Source organism: Campylobacter sp. P0085 (assembly GCF_002139495.1).
In the GTDB taxonomy this organism is placed as follows: Bacteria; Campylobacterota; Campylobacteria; order Campylobacterales; family Campylobacteraceae; genus Campylobacter; species Campylobacter devanensis.
Genome location: NZ_MJKB01000005.1, coordinates 123,586 through 136,781, shown reverse-complemented (window position 1 = coordinate 136,781; position 13,196 = coordinate 123,586). Strand labels below are relative to the sequence as shown.

The window sequence follows — 13,196 nt, the reverse complement described above, 5'->3', positions numbered from 1 at the left end:
ATATAATTACGCTGTATTAATTATTAAAAGGAATTAAGATGAAAAAACTCAGTTTAATAGCTATTTTAGCTTTAACAATTAGCGCAAACGCAGCAGGTTTTACAGGCGGTGCTAGCCAATCAAATACTTCAGGCTTTACAGGTGGTCAAGCACCGATGAATCAAGGTGGATTTTTAGGTCCTAGATATGGGGTAAATAGCGTCAAAGCGGCCCTTAGTGCGTGGGATGATACCTGGGTTGAGATAAAAGGCAAAATCATCTCTCAAGTAGGCCACGAAAAATATAAATTTAGCGATGGTAAAGATACTATTATTATAGAGATTGATGATGATGATTGGGGTGGAGTTAGTGTTGGGCCTGATGAGCTTATCACGATATATGGCGAAGTTGATGGCAACGCTCTTAAAGCAAATGAGATTGATGTAAAAAGAATTACTAAATAAGACTTTAAGTTAGTCTAAATTTAATAAAAAACTTCAAAAACCGCCAAAGTTTGAGTATAAATCACTCACTTTTGGGCGGTTTAAATTTAAACTTAGTAAAATTTAGTTAAAATTCACTCCTAAATTATTAAAAAAGAAAAAATAATGCAAGATATCTTAAAATCTATGAAAAATATAGCCGTTGTAGGCTTTAGCCCTAATGATACTAAAGCTAGTAATCAAGTAGGTTGCTATCTTATAGATATGGGTTTTAATGTCTTTCCTATTTATCCAAAAAGTGGCGAGATAAAAGGTCGAAAAATATATCAAAGTATAGATGAAATTTCAGAAAAAATAGATACTATTGTGATGTTTAGAAAGGCCGAATTTGCCACTGAATTGGCTAAAAAAGCTATAAATTTAGGTGTAAAAAATCTATGGCTTCAGCTAGGAATTGTAAATGATGAGGCTAAGCAAATAGCACAAGATGCAGGATTAAATTTCATACAAGATGCCTGCATAATGATAGAGCATAAAAGGTTTAAAAATGATAAGTCTAAATAAAATTATTCAAGCTAAACGAAATATTGATGGATTTGTGGCTAAAACTCCATTTGGCTTTGCTCCAAAACTAAGCAAGATAGCTGGTGCTGATATATACCTAAAAAAAGAGAATCTTCAAATCACAGGAGCATATAAAGTAAGGGGTGCTTTTAACAAGATTGCAAATTTAGATGAAAATGCCAAAAAGTGCGGTGTAGTTGCTGCAAGTGCTGGTAATCACGCTCAAGGCGTAGCAATTAGCGCTAAGCATTTTGGAGTAAAAGCTATAATTATTATGCCAGAGGCTGCTCCGCTTTCAAAAGTATCAGGAACTAAAGCTTTGGGTGCTGAAGTGATATTAAAGGGTAATAATTTTGATGAGGCTTATGCCTATGCTTTAGAGTATGCTAAAGAGAATAATATGAGCTTTATCCACCCTTTTGATGATGAGTTAGTCCAAGCAGGTCAAGGGACAATAGCTTTAGAGATGCTTGATGAGGTTAGCAATTTAGATTATATTGTCGTGCCTGTTGGTGGCGGTGGGTTAATTAGCGGTGTGGCGAGTTGTGCTAAGCAGATTAATCCTGATATTAAGATTATTGGTGTTAGTGCAAAAGGCGCGCCGGCTATGTTTGAGAGTTTTAAAGATAAGTGCCAGCATAACTCAAAAAGCGTTCGAACTATAGCTGATGGAATTGCTGTAAGGGATGCAAGTCAGATTACTCTATCTCATATTTTAGAGTGCGTTGATGATATGGTACAAGTAGATGATGAAGAGATCGCAAATGCTATTTTGTATCTTTTAGAACAGCAAAAGATTATGGTCGAAGGTGCTGGGGCTGTATCTGTGGCTGCAATTTTAGAAGGAAAATTTGAATTTAAAAAGGGCGCTAAAATCGGTGCTATTTTAAGCGGTGGCAATATAGATGTCCAAACTCTAAGTGTAATTATCGAAAAAGGGCTTTTAAAAAGCTATAGAAAGATGATAATTAATGTCACATTGATAGATAAACCGGGTGCTTTAATGGCGCTTGGAGATGTTTTACGGATCGCTGGAGCAAATATAGTTAAGATTGATTATGATAGATTTTCAACCAAATTAAGCTATGGCGACGCCAAAATTACCATCACGCTAGAAACCAAAGGCAAAGAGCATCAAGATACTATAGAAAAAGCATTAAAAGATGCTGGATATGAGTTTACTCAGGAGTTTTAATTAATTTTTTGAGCTAAATTTAGATTTTAAATTTAGCTCTTATTAGTTATTTTTTGAGCTACGCTTTTGTTTGTTACTTTTTTAATCTCATCAAAACTTGCATTTTTAATATTTTCAAAGCTTCCAAAATAGTTAATTAATTTAATTATAGAACCTTTTGAAATGCCTAAATTGGCTAATTGACTACTTTGTATATCGTTTTTTTGCCTAATTTTTTGATGAAAGCTAATGGCAAATCTATGCGCCTCATCACGCAAACGCTGAATAAATTGAAGTTTAATATCGTTTGAGTTTAGACTAAATTTGCCTATATTTGTGCAAATTTTATCATTTGCCTTGCCTTTAGCACGATGGGCTTTAGCATCAATTTTTTCTTTAGAAATTGCGATTATATCTACATTTGCACCGCTACTTTTAATAATATCATTAGCTAAATTTAGTAGCGCATCGCCTCCATCTATTACCCATAAATCTGGAGCTGATGATTTATCAAAGCTTTTGGCTCTATGAGTTAGCATCTGTTGCATCTGGTCATAATCATTTATATTTTGTAGATGCATATGGCGGTATTTTGCCTTATTAAACTCTCCATTTTCCCATACAACCATCGCACCCACAGGGGCTGTGCCAAATAGATGAGAGTTATCGAAAATTTCAATTTTCAAAGGTAGGTTATTTAGCCCAAAACTCTCTTGAATATCCCTTGCTAGGGTGTAGTCATTTGTTTTTATATGTTTTTTGATTAATTCAATAGCATTTTGATAAGCTATATTTACTAGCTCTTTTTTTTCACCTATTTTTGGCTGGATGATTTGAAATTTCTTATTGTGGCGAAAATTTAAGATATTTTCTAAAATCTTAGCATCCTTAAGCTTTATATATGTATAAATTTTAGTTGCACCAACTGGTTGGTCTATGTTAAAAGTATCTAAAATCATTGTAGAATATAGAGTCTCTAGATCTGATTCTACCATATCTTTAGCCGGTTTTATAGTATGAGTAGATGCGCATACTCTACCATCGCGCACGCTAAACCTGACCCCGCAAACAAAGCTACTACTAATATTTACACTAATTACTTCAAAATCTTCTAATTTAGCTAAATCGATTTGAATTTTAATAGCTGTATCGTTGATTGCTTTTATCTGATCTCTAATCTTAGCAGCCTCTTCAAAATTTTCATTTTGAGCTAAGTTTAGCATTATTTTTTCTAAATTTGGTATTAAAAGCTCTGGATTTTTAATCTTTTTTATAGCTTCATCTATGATTTTAGCATACTCTTCTTTATTTATTAATCCAAGGCAAGGTGCGTGACAGCGTCCAATTTGATAAAATAAACAGCCCTTTTTTTCTCTTAAACAAGATCTTTTTTGTACTAGTTTAAACTCCAAATACAAAGCTTCTAAAATTTCATTAGCACCCCTAAAAAATGGACCAAAATATTTGATATTAGAGCCTTTTAAAACCTTTCTAGTAATTTCAAATCTAGGAAAATCTACACTTAAATCTACACAAATATATGGATATGTTTTATCATCTCTTAGTAAAATATTATATTTTGGATGAAGTTGCTTGATAAATGAATTTTCTAATATTAACGCATCTTGTTCGCTTGAAGTTGTAATCCACTCTATATGTATAGCTTCACTTATCATTTTGGCTATTCTAGGGCTTAGTCTTGGGCTAGGTGAGGCATCAGCGTTGAAATAGCTTTTTACTCGATTTTTTAAATTCTTAGCCTTGCCAACATATAAAAGTTTTGAGTTTTTATCAAAATATTGATAAACTCCAGGGGAATTAGGTAGGGATTTTAGTTCATCGATTAGCATTTATAGACTCTCTAAGCTTTTCAAAAAGTGCATGAATTTGCTCATCTTTTGTACTGTTTTTAAATAATCCATCACTTCTTTCTATAAATATAGGCTTTTGTTGCGGTGATACTGCTTGAAAATTTTTTAGTTTTGTAATAAAGATTACCACACTATTTATTGGTTGTAATGCACTATTTGGATTGTTGCTAATATAGGTGTTTAATAGGTTTTTTATTTGAAATTTGATACTATCATGATTTAGCTCAAATTTGGCAAGTGGATGTGTAACGGCTATGAATAAAATTCCATCTTTTTGATAGCTAAATTTAATAAGCTTACTCTTAGCTACACCTAATAAATTTAGTAAATTTCTTGCCTCTTTAGCAGCTTTTAAATTTTTATATTTAGGATCGTTGATAATATGATTAATAATCTCAAAACTTCGCATTTGGCTATTATAGCTGCTTTTTGCTTAATTTTTTTAGTAGGGTGTGGATATAAAGCAGATCCATTTTATACAGATTCGCAGCAAGTAAATGTGGCTAATTGATTTATCAGCCAAATTTAGATAGACTTGCACAAATTTAATTTTAGGATGAGTTATGAAAAATGCAGATATTTTGGTACTAGATTTTGGCTCGCAATATACTCAGCTAATTGCTAGAAGACTTAGAGAACAAGGAGTTTATACTGAGCTTGTACCTTTTAATGCTAGCATAGATACTATAAAAGCCAAAAATCCAAAAGGTATAATTCTAAGCGGTGGCCCAGCTAGTGTTTATGATGAAAATGCCTATTTTTGCGATGATGGGATTTTTGCTCTTGGACTTCCTATTCTTGGGATATGCTATGGTATGCAATTAATCGCTTACAAAAATGGCGCAAATGTCGCACCAGCCAATCACAAAGAGTATGGCAAGGCTAATATCAAGATTATAAAAGAGTGTGAATTTATGAGTGGCGTGGTAGATAATAGCATTGTTTGGATGAGCCACTCTGATAAGGTAAATGAGCTACCAAAAGGCTTTGAAGTGATAGCTAAGAGCCAAAATAGCGAATTTTGTGTTTTTGGTGATTTTGAGCGTAAAATTTATGCTATGCAGTTTCATCCAGAGGTCGCTCATAGCGAGTTTGGGAGTTTGATGCTTAAGAATTTTGCCAAGATTTGTGGGTGCGATAGCACTTGGAATATGGGAAGTTTTGCTAAGACTCAAATTCAAGCTATTAGAGAAAAAGTAGGCAATGATAAGGTGCTTTGTGCTGTAAGTGGTGGTGTGGATAGCTCTGTTGTAGCAGCGCTTTTGGCTACTGCGGTGCCAGAAAATTTGATAGTTGTATTTGTAGATAATGGGCTTCTTCGCACTAATGAGGCTAAGCAAGTTGAGGAGATGTTTAAGCTAAAACTTGGGGTAAATTTGATTAGCATTGATGCGAGTGAGTTATTTTTAAGTCGTTTAAAAGGTGTAAGAGACCCAGAGAAAAAACGCAAAATCATCGGCGAGACATTTATAGAAGTTTTTGATAACGAGGCTAAAAAGCACACTAATGTGAAGTATCTAGCACAAGGGACGCTATACACTGATATTATAGAAAGTAGCGTTGTAGGGGCTTCTAAAACTATCAAAAGTCATCACAATGTAGGGGGGCTTCCTGAGTGGATGAAATTTGAGCTTATTGAGCCTTTAAGAGAGATTTTCAAAGATGAGGTTAGAGCGCTTGGCTTGGAGCTTGGGCTTAGTCGTGATGTGGTTTTCCGCCATCCATTTCCAGGACCTGGCCTTGCTATTCGCATTATGGGCGAAGTAAATGAGCCTAGCTTAGAACTACTTAGAAAAGCTGATGTGATACTTCAGCAAGAGCTTAAAAGTAGTGGTTGGTATGATAAGACTTGGCAAGCATTTTGTGTACTTTTAAATGTAAGCTCAGTTGGTGTGATGGGTGATAATAGGACTTATGAAAATGCTGTTTGTATCAGGGTAGTGGATGCTAGCGATGGTATGACGGCGAGTTTTTCTAGATTGCCTTATGATCTATTAGAAAATTGTAGCCGTAGGATCATAAACGAAGTTAGCGGGATTAATCGTGTAGTTTATGATATCAGCTCTAAGCCACCAGCGACAATCGAGTGGGAGTAAATGAAATTGAGGGAAAATATATGAAGCTTAATTTAGAAAAAGAATGTATAAGTGTTGATGGTGTTGATATCAACATAAGGGAACTTAGCGAAGTAGGATTAATAGACATTGATTTTATAAATGTAAAAATTACATTTGCATATTTGTATGCTAGAGATTATATTTTTATGTATAGCGACACTACATCGTACGAAGAGTTGATTAAAAAAATAGCTGGAAATAGAACAGATATGAGACGAAAATTGCTTCAATATAAGAATGATTTTGGTGTTGAGCATTTTTTATGGAAGCAATTATTACAAAGTATGTGCGCAAAATTTGGAGTAGATAGATATGAATGTGCGGGTATATATGATGATTACTATGCGAGGTACTTTACTATAACCAGTGACTATTTTTCTGGTGCAAGTTGGTTGTATCCAAGAAAGGTAAATTGTATAAAAGAGGCGTATGATTTATTGAGTAGTGTGTTGCCACAGAATTTTTCTAAAACAAGAGAAAATTATCTAAGACAAGAGATTAAAGATAAATTAAAAGAGTTTACAGATATATGTGGTAATAATCTTGAGAATAGAGACAATTATTTGGAAAAACTTGAAATGCTTAATGAAAGTAGTCTAGATAAATGGAATACTTCAAAGGATAAATTACAATCATTAAGAGTAAAGTTACAAGGACTTACTCAAGAAGGAATTTTTGATGCTAAAGAGAGTAGCAACATTCAATTGTTTTTGGATTATTGTTTTCATTATGTGTGCGGAAGAGTTGATAAACTTAATGAGAAATCATTACTTCAACAATATGGCCCTATAAGTGGTTTGAAAATAAAACTTCGAGAGAGCATAGATAGATTAGGATTTAAGGAATTGCTAGATTTGTATAAGGAATATAAGGAAAAAGAGAATCTACTATGTTCAAAAGCACGTCATGCTGGAATGAAGTTAAATGAGTTTCCTTATGGAGAGTATATAGATATTTATAGGTTGGGGAGCATCCTTATTAGCGATAAAATGAATCGGGTTAATAAAAATAAGACAAAAAACAAATATATTTCACAAGATTTGTTAGATGAAGCATTGATTTTTTATTATGACACAGAGTCTGCTAAGGAGGCAGATTTCATACGAACAAATGAAAAGTATGCCCAAGATAAACTAAGTGGAAATGAAGGGGAACAAAAAGTAGACTATGCTTTAAAATGGTTAGATAAATCTTACATTCAAATCGAAAAAAAATCGATTGATAAGGTTGGAAATAGATGTATTTTTATTAAAAATGCCGAGTTTATTGATGAACAACAGGAATATGATCATTTAATTGTTTCAAATAAGGGAATTTTTAATATTGAAACAAAAAATTATACTGGAAAGTTAGTTGTTGACCAGTATGGTAATTGGATAAGAAAAAAGGATAATGAAGAAGAAGGACTAAAAAATCCACTTCAGCAAATAAGGCAGCATGAAAAAATTCTGATGTCATTCCTTCCAGAAAATTGCAAGGTTATAAGTATTATTTGTATTGCAAATGATAAGGCTATAATAGAAGGAAGTGAAAATTGTCCCATACCAATTATAAAAAGTGATATGTTAGTTGAATATATTGAGAATTATAATGAAGTTGAGGCGAAGATTTCAGATTTGCAGGTAAAGCAGTGTGTGAATGCGATATATAGTCATATGGTGCAATAAAAAAGAGTAGGTTAAAAAGCTACTAATTGATAACTTATGATTTATTTAATCTCTAATACGCCTTTTGATGATGAGAGTGTGGAGCAAATTTCGCTTTGCGATATTAAATTTAATAAATTTAATATCGATTTGAGTGAGTTTGACGCTCTTATAGTTACTAGTAAAAATGGTATTAATTCGCTTAAATTTAACTCTATAATCTTAGCTGATATTTTGGTTTTTGCTATTGGCAAGGCTACAGCGCTCTCTTGTAGGGAATTTGGCTTTACTCAAATTTACGAAGCGAAAAATTCGCACGGAAGTGAGTTTGGGGCTGAAATTTTAGAGAAATTATATGGTAAAAGGGTTTTATTTATCAAAGCCAAAGAGACAATTTCAAATTTAGATATATATTTTAATCAAAATGGTATTGATATAAGCGTGATTGATGGTTATGAGAATTTAATCTTAAAAAAAGATATATCTAGCAAGCCAAAATCTAACTCAATTTTGATATTTACAAGCCCGATTAATGTTAGGGCTTTTATCCAAAATTTGGGTTGGGATGATAGCTACAAAGCAGTTGCTATCGGCAAAGCCACAGCCCAAGCATTAAAGCCATATACAGATCCCATAATCTCTAAATCTCAAACTATTAAAGGTTGCGTAGAGTTAGCCAAATCTTTAAAGTGATAGCGACAAAAAGGCTAACCCTAAAATTATACGATAAACCCCAAAACTAATATAACTAAAATGCGCCACAAAACGCAAAAATAGCTTAATCACTATTAAAGCTACGATAAACGCCACAGCAGCGCCAGTTAAAAATATCCAAATTTGGTCTAAATTTGTAGCGAAAATCTCTCTATTTTTATAGCTATCATATATTGTAGCTGCTAGCATAGTGGGGATAGCGAGCAAAAAGCTAAATCTAGCAGCCACTTCACGACTAAGCCCACAAAGCAAACCTGTGATAATAGTAGAGCCACTTCTAGAAGTCCCTGGTATCATAGCTAGGCATTGGCTAAGACCAATTATAAGGGCTTGATTATAGCTGACATTGTGTAGGTGAATTGTGCTAGGAGTGTAGCTAGGGCGTTTATGAAATAGCTCAACAATGATGAAAATAATACCGCCGATTATCAGCATATAGGCTACTGTATTTGGATTAAATAGCTCTTTAATATATTTGTAAGCCAAAAATCCAATAATCGCAGTCGGTATAAATCCGATAATTAGCTTAATCCATAGTGAAATATCACTTGTCAAACGCTCTTTAAAGGCCCATACAACAGCCAAAATACTACCTAATTGAATAACTACTTCAAAACATTTTAAAATTTGAGTCTGTTCAAGACCCAAAAAGTGCGAAGTAAGTATCATATGGCCAGTTGAGCTAACTGGTAAAAACTCAGTAAGCCCCTCTACAATACCTAAGATTATAGCCGAGATTATATCCATTTTATCCCTTTAATATCGTGTTTAATTTGGCTAGATTTTGCGTGATTGACCCAGATGTATATAGTGCTGAAACAATGGCTATATAATCAATTTCAAGATCTTTAACGATATTTAAATTTGAGCTATTTATCCCGCCTATTACTGCGATTTTACTAGTTAGGTTATTTTTTGCTTCTTTTATTATATCAAGTGAGCAAATAGACGCATTTGGCTTAGTAGGACTAGCAAACAAAGCTCCAAAAGCTACATAATCAGCCCCATTTTTTACTGCATCTTTAGCACGCTCTAAGTCATTATAACAACTTACTCCTATATATGCATTATAGCCTAAAATATCTCTAGCTTTTTGTAAGCTATCATCATCTTTGCCTATATGTACTCCACTAGCATCTACCATTTTAGCTAGTCGTACATCATCGTTAATTATAAATTTAGCACCGCTATTTTTGCAAATTTGGCTTATATCTTTTAGTAAGGCGATATCGTGATTTTGGCTTTTGTTTCTATATTGGATTATTTTGACCCCACCGGCTAAAAGCTCATTTATTTGAGCTTTTAGAGTGTTTAGTGGGGTGAAGTGTTGATCGGTTAGTGCGTAAATTTGATTCATTTTAAATCATATTTGATTAAGAGTTTATCATAAGTACCGTTTTCTTTAACCTCTTTTAATCCTGCATTAAATTTAGCCAAGAATTCGCTATCTTTACCTTTATCAAATGCAAATGCAAACCCATCGCTACCATCTGATTCTTCTAAAAAGCTTATGATATCGCTATTTTTCTTAAGATATCCAAATCCTACTGAACTATCAACGATAACTACATCTACCTTGCCAGCTTTTAAATTCATAATTGAACCAGCAATACCTTCAGTTGGTATAACTTTAGCTCCTTTTATAGCGTGAGCTACACCTTCTTGAACAGTACCTAGCATTACACCAATTTTTAATTTACTTAATTGTTCTTTATTGGTTATATCTTTATTTGTAGCTAGTTTTAGATATAAATTTTTAGTAAAAAAGTATGGATCGCTAAAATCTACTGATTTTTTTCGTTCTGGTGTAGCGCTCATACTAGCTGCGATAGCATCTATTTTACCAGCTTTTAAAGCAGGGATTAGAGCATCAAAGCCAATCTTTGTAAATTTATACTCAAATCCAGCAATTTTTGAAATTTCATCTATTAAATCAATATCAAATCCAGCAATTTTACCATTTTCGTTTATATAATCAAACGGAGGATATTCAGCATCAGAGCCTACTATAATTGTTTTAGCATTTAAGCCAACTGCAGTCAGTGCAATTACAAGAATAAATTTGAATATATTTTTCATTATTTAACCTTATTTTAGATTATATTTAACTAAAAGCTTATCATATGTGCCATCGTTTTTTAATTCATCAATAGCTGAGTTGATTTTTGCTTGAAGTTCTTTGTGTTTGCCTTTATCAAATGCAAAGCTAAAGCCTTCGCTACCATCTGGAAGATGTAAAAATTCAACTAAATCTGGATTTTGTTTTAAATATCCATAGCCTATTGAGCTATCTACGATAAGAGCATCGGCTTTTGTGTTTTTGACTGCCATAACCGCACCAAATATCTCATCAATAGCCATAACCTTAGCTGATTTAATATCTTTAGCGGCTAGCTCTTGGACTGTGCCTAATTGGACGGATATCTTTTTGCCTTCAAGTTGCTCAAATTTAGTTAGCTCTTTATTATCAGCTCTTTTGATAAATAAATTCATAGTATGATAATATGGTTTGCTAAAATCAACGGCTTTTAATCTCTCAGGCGTAGCACTCATAGCAGCTGCGATTATGTCTATTTTGCCAGCTTTTAGTGCAGGGATTAAAGAGTCAAATGAGATATTTACAATCTCAATTTTAAAGCCAATTTTTTTTGCAATTTCAGCCATTAAATCCATATCAAATCCAGTAATTTGATTTTGTTCATTGACAAATTCAAATGGCGGATAAGCGGCATTTGTGCCTACTTTGATTGTTTGAGCATTTGCTGCGACTATTAGCATAGCGATGCTAATTAAAAGTTTAAATAGTAACTTCATTTTGTTCCTTTATTAGTGATTTAGTACTTTGTTTAAAAACTCACTTAGTCTTGGATGAGTAGTATCTTCAAATATTGCTTTAGGGCAGCCATCTACGGCAATTATGCCTTTATCCATAAAAAATATTCTACTAGCTACATTTCTAGCAAATCCCATCTCATGAGTTACTACAACCATAGTTAGTCCTTCATTTGCTACCTCTTTCATAATAGATAAAACCTCGCCAATCATCTCAGGGTCTAAGGCGCTTGTAGGCTCATCAAATAGTATAACTTCAGGTTTTAAAGCTAAACTTCTAGCGATTGCAATTCTTTGTTTTTGGCCACCACTTAGTTTGTGTGGATATACATCGGCTTTGGATTCTAAGCCAACTTTTTTTAAAAGTTCAATAGCTCTATCTTTTGCTTCAGATTCACTACATAGTTTGGCTTGAATTGGAGCTAATGTTAAATTTTGCATTACAGTTTTATTGGCAAATAGATTAAAATGCTGAAATACCATACTTACTTTTTGTCTAATTTTATTAATATTAACTTTTTTATCTAAGATATTTTGGCCATCTATTATTATCTCTCCATCTGTAGGCTCTTCTAATCTATTTAAACAGCGTAAAAATGTACTTTTACCGCCGCCACTTGGGCCAATTACAGCTACTACCTCGCCTCTATTTATCTGCGTATTTATACCATTTAAAACGCATAAATCACCATAGTTTTTTGTTAAATTTATTGTCTTAATCATGTCTATTTAGCCTATTTTCTAATAATTTTGCTATAACGGAGAATAGTTTAACATTAGCATAATATACCACACCAGCAAATAAAATTGGCTCAGGAGTAAATAGTGTAGATTGCAAGCTTTTGCTCTGCATTGTTAAATCAAATATTCCTATTAATCCTACTACAGATGTCTCTTTAAATAAGCTTATAAATTCATTAGCAAGAGCCGGTAGAATATTTTTAATTGCTTGTGGGAATATTATTAGACGCATTGAAACACTGTAGCTTAATCCCATAGCACGAGCTGCTTCCATCTGACCACGATCGACACTATTGATACCACTGCGAACTATCTCAGCGACATACGCAGAACTATTAAGTCCTAGGGCAATCACAGCTGCATAGAAGTTATCGCTAAGTGTAGCAAGTATAACAAAAGCAAATATCATTAATTGTAAAAGTACAGGCGTACCACGAATAATATCTATATATTCATCTATAAAAAATGATAAAATTTTAATATTTAAGAATTTTAAAAAAGCTAATATAAAGCCCAAAACAATACCGATGCTAATCCCGCCAAAAGTAAGCATAATAGTAGTAAAATATGCATTTGTGTAGGCTGATTTTTGTGCTGATGTAAGCTCACTAGGAAATGTAAGCCACACGCCAATAACAATTATACTAACAGAAAAGATGAATTTAAAAAATTTTTCATTGAGTAATTTAGTCAAATTTATAAACCTTATTTTGATTTTCAAAGTAACTTGCAATTATACATTAAAATTAATTTTTTATAGCTTAAGATTTTTATATGATTATCTTTTTTATTGTTGATTTATGATATTTTTAATATTATAAAACATTAAGATATAATTTAATAGATATTATCAATAAGAGCAAATAATGAGTATAGAGTATTGCCAAATAGTGGCGAAGTAATAAAGCAGAGTAAAAACTCATCTATAATAGAGTTAGCTCAGCTTAGTAAAGATACAAATGATAGAATAAATAGAGCATTGCATAGCAGTATGCCTAAGGCTAAAATAAGTATTCTAAGTAAATATGATAATAGAATGCGATATGTGCGTGGGGGAGTAGCAATCTGTAATTATAACATATAGAAATTAAGGGGGTTCTTATAGTTTAAATTCA

General features: G+C 32.8%; 15 protein-coding genes. 7 read left to right on the top strand and 8 right to left on the bottom strand.

Going from position 1 to position 13,196, the window contains the following annotated elements:
* The first annotated feature begins 38 nt into the window (after nucleotides 1-38).
* The 3 genes from CIGNP85_RS06895 (at nucleotide 39) to ilvA (ending at nucleotide 2,181) form a co-directional block, all read left to right on the top strand.
* Nucleotides 39-443, top strand: a complete 405-nt coding sequence (locus CIGNP85_RS06895) for a YgiW/YdeI family stress tolerance OB fold protein (protein WP_086224797.1) — start codon at nucleotides 39-41, stop codon at nucleotides 441-443.
* Nucleotides 444-587: 144 nt separating this feature from the next.
* Nucleotides 588-986 (top strand): CoA-binding protein, encoded by a 399-nt coding sequence (locus CIGNP85_RS06890; RefSeq protein WP_086224796.1) that lies wholly within the window; start codon nucleotides 588-590, stop codon nucleotides 984-986.
* The gene (gene ilvA / locus CIGNP85_RS06885) at nucleotides 970-2,181 is read left to right on the top strand and encodes a threonine ammonia-lyase (protein ID WP_086242730.1); all 1,212 of its coding nucleotides are present in this window, start codon (nucleotides 970-972) and stop codon (nucleotides 2,179-2,181) included. The genes CIGNP85_RS06890 and ilvA overlap by 17 nt, the downstream gene beginning before the upstream one ends.
* A 32-nt stretch (nucleotides 2,182-2,213) precedes the next feature.
* Here the strand turns inward: ilvA and uvrC are convergent, their stop codons facing one another.
* Together uvrC and CIGNP85_RS06875 are read right to left on the bottom strand one after the other, a co-directional pair.
* Nucleotides 2,214-4,010 (bottom strand): excinuclease ABC subunit UvrC, encoded by a 1,797-nt coding sequence (uvrC, locus tag CIGNP85_RS06880; protein WP_086287627.1) that lies wholly within the window; start codon nucleotides 4,008-4,010, stop codon nucleotides 2,214-2,216.
* Nucleotides 3,997-4,440, bottom strand: coding sequence for a hypothetical protein (locus CIGNP85_RS06875; protein ID WP_086229212.1), 444 nt, complete (start codon nucleotides 4,438-4,440; stop codon nucleotides 3,997-3,999). Before CIGNP85_RS06875 ends, uvrC begins: the two co-directional genes overlap by 14 nt.
* Before the next feature lie 154 nt (nucleotides 4,441-4,594).
* Between CIGNP85_RS06875 and guaA the strand changes: the two genes are divergently transcribed.
* From guaA to CIGNP85_RS06860, 3 genes are read left to right on the top strand one after another with little or no spacing between them, the layout of a single operon-like run.
* On the top strand, nucleotides 4,595-6,127 hold the full coding sequence (guaA, locus tag CIGNP85_RS06870; protein ID WP_086287625.1) for a glutamine-hydrolyzing GMP synthase: 1,533 nt from the start codon (nucleotides 4,595-4,597) through the stop codon (nucleotides 6,125-6,127).
* 20 nt (nucleotides 6,128-6,147) lie between these two features.
* Nucleotides 6,148-7,815, top strand: a complete 1,668-nt coding sequence (locus CIGNP85_RS06865; protein ID WP_086287623.1) for a nuclease-related domain-containing protein — start codon at nucleotides 6,148-6,150, stop codon at nucleotides 7,813-7,815.
* A 36-nt stretch (nucleotides 7,816-7,851) separates the two neighbouring features.
* A complete protein-coding gene (locus CIGNP85_RS06860) occupies nucleotides 7,852-8,487 on the top strand; it encodes a uroporphyrinogen-III synthase (RefSeq protein WP_086287621.1) in 636 nt (211 codons plus the stop codon).
* On the opposite strand, the gene CIGNP85_RS06855 is transcribed toward CIGNP85_RS06860, so the two are convergent.
* From CIGNP85_RS06855 to CIGNP85_RS06830, 6 genes are read right to left on the bottom strand one after another with little or no spacing between them, the layout of a single operon-like run.
* On the bottom strand, nucleotides 8,479-9,255 hold the full coding sequence (locus CIGNP85_RS06855) for an undecaprenyl-diphosphate phosphatase (protein WP_086287618.1): 777 nt from the start codon (nucleotides 9,253-9,255) through the stop codon (nucleotides 8,479-8,481). The two genes, CIGNP85_RS06860 and CIGNP85_RS06855, sit on opposite strands and share 9 nt — an antisense overlap.
* 1 nt (nucleotide 9,256) lies before the next feature.
* Nucleotides 9,257-9,865, bottom strand: a complete 609-nt coding sequence (gene thiE, locus CIGNP85_RS06850) for a thiamine phosphate synthase (protein ID WP_086234658.1) — start codon at nucleotides 9,863-9,865, stop codon at nucleotides 9,257-9,259.
* A complete protein-coding gene (locus CIGNP85_RS06845; RefSeq protein ID WP_086226251.1) occupies nucleotides 9,862-10,587 on the bottom strand; it encodes a transporter substrate-binding domain-containing protein in 726 nt (241 codons plus the stop codon). The genes thiE and CIGNP85_RS06845 overlap by 4 nt, the downstream gene beginning before the upstream one ends.
* A gap of 9 nt (nucleotides 10,588-10,596) precedes the next feature.
* On the bottom strand, nucleotides 10,597-11,322 hold the full coding sequence (locus tag CIGNP85_RS06840) for a basic amino acid ABC transporter substrate-binding protein (protein ID WP_086287616.1): 726 nt from the start codon (nucleotides 11,320-11,322) through the stop codon (nucleotides 10,597-10,599).
* 12 nt (nucleotides 11,323-11,334) lie between these two features.
* Complete coding sequence (locus CIGNP85_RS06835) at nucleotides 11,335-12,063, bottom strand: amino acid ABC transporter ATP-binding protein (RefSeq protein ID WP_086240630.1); 729 nt, start codon at nucleotides 12,061-12,063, stop codon at nucleotides 11,335-11,337.
* Nucleotides 12,056-12,775: an amino acid ABC transporter permease gene (locus tag CIGNP85_RS06830; protein WP_086224784.1), complete on the bottom strand. Its 720-nt coding sequence runs from the start codon at nucleotides 12,773-12,775 to the stop codon at nucleotides 12,056-12,058. The genes CIGNP85_RS06835 and CIGNP85_RS06830 overlap by 8 nt, the downstream gene beginning before the upstream one ends.
* Nucleotides 12,776-12,961: 186 nt before the next feature.
* On the opposite strand from CIGNP85_RS06830, the gene CIGNP85_RS06825 reads away from it, so the two are divergent.
* Nucleotides 12,962-13,165, top strand: coding sequence for a hypothetical protein (locus CIGNP85_RS06825; RefSeq protein ID WP_086238695.1), 204 nt, complete (start codon nucleotides 12,962-12,964; stop codon nucleotides 13,163-13,165).
* Nucleotides 13,166-13,196: the final 31 nt, after the last annotated feature.